Raw genomic sequence first — 5,121 nt, 5'->3', positions numbered from 1 at the left:
CAGCTTAAACTGCTTTGAATACTTGCGCATAAAAACCCCAAAAGTGGACGGGTGTCCAACATTTGGGGCGCAGCTCATCCCCGGGTGGGAGCGGCCTCGTGCCGCGATGGGCCGCAAAGCGGCCCCAAGATCTAAAGCGCGCCACCAGCCCTGCGGCTCCAACAGGTGCGAATAGGCCTGTGCTTCACGCCGTGTTAGTGCCTGCCTAGCACCGCATTTGAAGGCTAACACCTCCCCGGGTGGGAGCGGCCTCGCGCCGCGATGGGCCGCAAAGCGGCCCCAAGATCTAAAGCGCGCCACGAGCTCTGCGGCTCCCACAGGTGCGAATAGGCCTGTGCTTCACGCCGTGTTATCGCCTGCCTAGCACCGCATTTGAAGGCTCCCGCCTCCCAGGGTGGGAGCGGCCTCGTGCCGCGATGGGCCGCAAAGCGGCCCCAAGATCTAAAGCGCGCCACCATCTCTGCGACTCCCACAGGTGAGAGTAGGCCTGTGCTTCACGCCGTGTTATCGCCTGCCTAGCACCGCATTTGAAGGCTCCCGCCTCCCCGGGTGGGAGCGGCCTCGCGCCGCGATGGGCCGCAAAGCGGCCCCAAGATCTAAGGCGCGCCCACCATCTCTGCGACTCCCACAGGTGAGAGTAGGCCTGTGCTTCACGCCGTGTTATCGCCTGCCTAGCACCGCATTTGAAGGCTCCCACCTCCCTCGGTGGGAGCGGCCTCGTGCCGCGATGGGCCGCAAAACGGCCCCAAGATCTAAAGCGCGCCACCAGCCCTGCGGCTCCAACAGGTGCGAATAGGCCTGTGCTTCACGCCGTGTTAGTGCCTGCCTAGCACCGCATTTGAAGGCTAACACCTCCCCGGGTGGGAGCGGCCTCGCGCCGCGATGGGCCGCAAAGCGGCCCCAAGATCTAAAGCGCGCCACCAGCTCTGCGGCTCTTACCCCGGTAGGGTACCCAGCACCCCCGCATTCAGCACCACATCACACTCCCTACCCCCCAAGCGACTACCCCGACACGCTTGTCAGACTCAAGCCCCCCACCACGTCAGCCCAATTCCCCGTCAGCCACCCTACTGCCCATAAACCTTGCTACGCCCCACCAACCCAGGCAAACCCACCTCTGCAACCTCCCCCCACCCTAAGCCCACCCCCGACCAATCCAGTAACCATTACCCCACCCCCAACCCTGTTCCACCCCCATCTACAGCGCTAGGGTTAACCCCGCAGCCCAAGGAACAGGCTGCCAGAAATGACCAACCCTAGGAGTCTTCATCATGCGTAAAAACCTGCTCACCGCGCTGCTGCTCCCACTCGTCGCCAGCCTTTCGTTCACCGTAAACGCAGCACCCTCCAATACCACGACAATGGTCGAACCCATGGCGATGGTCGCCCAGGCAAGCCAGCAAGCCACCCCGCTGGTTGACCTCAACAGCGCAGATGCCCTGACCCTCCAGAAAGAACTCAACGGCATCGGCAAAACCAAGGCCGAGGCAATCGTCGCCTACCGCGAAGCCCACGGCCCCTTCGCGTCAGTCGATGAATTGCTCGAGATAAAAGGCATCGGCAATGCGCTGCTGGAACGCAATCGCGACAAGCTGAAAGTGCAATAAGCACAGAGGGGCGGGCCTATCGACAGGCCCGCTCATTGAAAGACCATCAACCGCATTCAGCGGTCTTGAGCATCCCGGGCGTCAGCCTCGGCATTGCGTTCATGAACCTTGCGCAACTGCTCGTCAGTCAACGGCAGCTTCTTGGCCGTGTCGCGCAGCATCATCAAACCGCCGACGATCGAGCCAATGGCAACGATGAGTATCAGCCAGGCATACCAAGGCATTTTCCTTCTCCTGTTGCGAGTGTAAGCGGCTTGCTTACCTGATTTGAGCCAGGCGCCGCTTCGTTGGTTCAATGGTACAGCGCCTCACCCCGGCCCAGCACCCAACGCCCACATCCTGGCTCACCGTCCGACCAATTCCTCGGCCAGCGGCCCCCCAGCCTGCGTCACATCGTTTACAATGCGCGCCGTTTCCGACTTGCCAAGAGACCCTGCCATGCCCGCTTGCCAGACGCCCCTGATCGTCGCCCTGGACTTCCCCACCCGCGAAGCCGCCCTGAAGCTGGCTGACCAGCTGGACCCTGCGCTGTGCCGCGTCAAAGTGGGCAAGGAGCTGTTCACCAGCAGCGCGTCGGGCATTGTCGAAACCCTGTGTGACAAAGGCTTCGAAGTGTTCCTGGACCTGAAATTCCACGACATCCCCAACACCACGGCCATGGCCGTCAAGGCCGCTGCCGAGATGGGCGTGTGGATGGTGAACGTGCATTGCTCCGGCGGTCTGCGCATGATGGCGGCTTGCCGTGAGGAACTGGCCAAGCGTAGCGGCCCGCAGCCCCTGCTGATCGGTGTGACCGTGCTGACCAGCATGGAGCGTGAAGACCTGGCCGGTATCGGCCTGGATGTAGACCCGCAGGAGCAGGTGCTGCGCCTGGCGGCGCTGGCCGAGAAGGCCGGCATGGACGGGCTGGTGTGCTCGGCGCTGGAAGCCCCGGCGCTGAAAGCTGCGCACCCAGGCCTGCAACTGGTCACCCCAGGCATTCGCCCAGCAGGCAGCGCTCAGGATGATCAGCGTCGCATCCTCACGCCGCGCCAGGCCCTGGACGCCGGCTCGGACTACCTGGTAATCGGCCGCCCCATCAGCCAGGCCGCCGATCCAGCCCAGGCCTTGGCAGCGGTGGTGGCCGAGATTCGCGGCTGAGCCTGAACCGCACGCCTGTCAGGCTCCGGTATTGAATCGGAACCTGATAGGCGTGCGTCTCGTCAGTCATTACACCTTCAATACCAGCTTGCCAAAGTTCTGCCCGTTGAACAGTTTCAACAGGGTGTCTGGGAAGGTTTCCAGGCCGTCCACCACGTCTTCCTTGCTCTTGACCTGACCATTGGCCAGCCAGCCAGCCATTTCTTTGGCCGCTTTGCCGTAATCCTTGGCGTGGTCCATCACCACGAAGCCTTCCATGCGCGCACGGTTGACCAGCAGCGCCAGGTAGTTGGCCGGGCCTTTGACCGCTTCCTTGTTGTTGTACTGGCTGATCGCGCCACAGATCACGATGCGCGCCTTGAAGTTGATGCGCGTCAGCACCGCATCCAGGATCTCGCCCCCAACGTTGTCAAAGTACACGTCCACACCTTTCGGGCATTCGCGCTTAAGCCCCGCCTGTACGTCCTCGGCCTTGTAGTCGATGACGCCGTCAAAGCCCAGTTCATCCTTCAGGTACTGACATTTCTCGGCACCGCCAGCGATACCCACGACGCGGCAGCCCTTGATCTTGGCAATCTGCCCGGCAATGCTGCCCACCGCCCCCGCGGCGCCGGAGATCACCACGGTGTCGCCGGCTTTGGGCTGGCCCACTTCCAGCAAGGCGAAGTACGCCGTCATGCCGGTCATGCCCAAGGCCGACAGGTAGCGGGGCAGGGGGGCAAGGCTCGGGTCGATTTTCTGCAGGTTCTGGGGCTCGCCGGTGAAGTAGTCCTGCACACCCAATGCGCCGTTCACATGGTCGCCAGGCTTGAAGTCCGGGTGGTTGGACGCAACCACTTCGCCCACGCCCAGGGCGCGCATCACCTGCCCCAAGCCAACCGGCGGGATGTAGGACTTGCCCTCGTTCATCCAGCCGCGCATGGCCGGGTCAAGGGAAAGGTACAGGTTGCGCACCATCACTTGCCCTTCGCCGGGTTGTTCGGCGGGCAGGGTCTCGAACTTGAAGTCTTCATGCGTTACCGCCCCAACCGGGCGTTTGACGAGCAGGAAGCGGCGATTGGTCTGGGTCATGACGGGTCCTTGAAGAATGGAATATGCACAAGAGGATAAATCTACCTTGTTGATGAAAGCAGGTCCTCAACATCACTGACAAGCATGGTCCTATAAATGTCCATGTGATGATGCTGCCGGCCTTACCAGCGGCTGGCTATGCTCGTGTGCCTCACAGGCCCTGACAGGAGCGCGGCATGAGCATGAGTTTTTCGGGCCAGGTAGCACTGGTCACCGGGGGCGGGGCAGGCATCGGCCGGGCAACGGCGCTGGCCTTTGCCTGCGAGGGCCTGAAGGTGGTGGTCGCCGACCTCGATGCAGTGGGTGGCGAGGCCACGGTCGGGCAGATTCGGGCCGCTGGCGGCGAGGCGTTGTTCATCGCTTGCGATGTGACCTGTGACGACCAGGTCCGCCAACTGCACGAGCACCTGATCGCCGCCTATGGCCGCCTGGACTATGCCTTCAACAATGCGGGTATCGAGATCGAGCAGGGCAAGCTGGCCGACGGCAGCGAGGCGCAGTTCGACGCCATCATGGGCGTTAACGTCAAGGGTGTGTGGCTGTGCATGAAATATCAGCTACCGCTGCTGCTGGCCCAGGGCGGCGGCGCTATCGTCAATACCGCCTCGGTGGCGGGGTTGGGCGCGGCGCCTAAGATGAGCATCTACAGTGCGTCCAAGCATGCCGTGATCGGGTTGACCAAGTCGGCCGCCATCGAATATGCCCGCAAAGGCATCAGGGTCAACGCCGTGTGCCCGGCCGTGATCGATACGGACATGTTCCGCCGGGCCTATGAAGCCGACCCCCGCAAAGCCGAATTCGCGGCCGCCATGCACCCGGTAGGACGCATCGGCACCGTGGCCGAAATCGCCAGCGCGGTGCTGTACCTGTGCAGCGACGGTGCGGCGTTTACCACTGGGCATTGCCTGACGGTGGATGGAGGGGCTACGGCGATTTGAATGGGTGAGGTTGTGGTGGATGAAGCTTAAAGACTGCCAGGGTCTAAGCACTCGTCCTCAAGAGGCACTATCACGCTGACATCCTGGGGCCGCTGCGCGGCCCATCGCGGCACAAAGACCGCTCCCACAAAAGCGCAATCTACAGGCCAACCGAGCCCCGTGTGGTAGCGGCCTTGCCGGGGCGCCGGACCGGCCGCGATGGGCCGCGCAACGGCCCCAAATTCTTCGGCCCGAGCCGCAAATCGTGATCCGCACTCATACAGTTACCCAATCTACCAGCCGCCGCGTCCCTGAGCTGCGCCCCAAATGTTGGACAGTTGGTTAGCCTATCTCAGCCTGGGTCCTGTAAGCCACAGGGCTCAGGC

General features: G+C 62.8%; 5 protein-coding genes. 3 read left to right on the top strand and 2 right to left on the bottom strand.

The annotated features are described in order from the left end of the window. Nucleotides 1-1,271: 1,271 nt before the first annotated feature. Nucleotides 1,272-1,607, top strand: a complete 336-nt coding sequence (locus FS767_RS21465) for a helix-hairpin-helix domain-containing protein (protein WP_058639934.1) — start codon at nt 1,272-1,274, stop codon at nt 1,605-1,607. A gap of 56 nt (nt 1,608-1,663) precedes the next feature. On the opposite strand, the gene FS767_RS21460 is transcribed toward FS767_RS21465, so the two are convergent. Next, complete coding sequence (locus tag FS767_RS21460; RefSeq protein WP_023535343.1) at nt 1,664-1,831, bottom strand: DUF2897 family protein; 168 nt, start codon at nt 1,829-1,831, stop codon at nt 1,664-1,666. Nucleotides 1,832-2,045: 214 nt separating this feature from the next. Here FS767_RS21460 and pyrF point away from each other — a divergent pair, with 214 nt between their 5' ends. After that, a complete protein-coding gene (gene pyrF / locus FS767_RS21455) occupies nt 2,046-2,747 on the top strand; it encodes an orotidine-5'-phosphate decarboxylase (protein WP_027914290.1) in 702 nt (233 codons plus the stop codon). A 69-nt stretch (nt 2,748-2,816) separates the two neighbouring features. Here pyrF and FS767_RS21450 read toward each other — a convergent pair whose 3' ends face one another. Beyond that, on the bottom strand, nt 2,817-3,818 hold the full coding sequence (locus FS767_RS21450; RefSeq protein ID WP_144968128.1) for an NADP-dependent oxidoreductase: 1,002 nt from the start codon (nt 3,816-3,818) through the stop codon (nt 2,817-2,819). Between the two features lie 176 nt (nt 3,819-3,994). Here FS767_RS21450 and FS767_RS21445 point away from each other — a divergent pair, with 176 nt between their 5' ends. Beyond that, the gene (locus tag FS767_RS21445; protein WP_058606116.1) at nt 3,995-4,756 is read left to right on the top strand and encodes an SDR family oxidoreductase; all 762 of its coding nucleotides are present in this window, start codon (nt 3,995-3,997) and stop codon (nt 4,754-4,756) included. Nucleotides 4,757-5,121: the final 365 nt, after the last annotated feature.

This window comes from Pseudomonas sp. DE0010, assembly GCF_007680745.1.
GTDB lineage: Bacteria > Pseudomonadota > Gammaproteobacteria > Pseudomonadales > Pseudomonadaceae > Aquipseudomonas > Aquipseudomonas parafulva_B.
The sequence above is the reverse complement of the archived record's forward strand: the minus strand, read 5'-3'. Positions and strand labels throughout refer to the sequence as shown.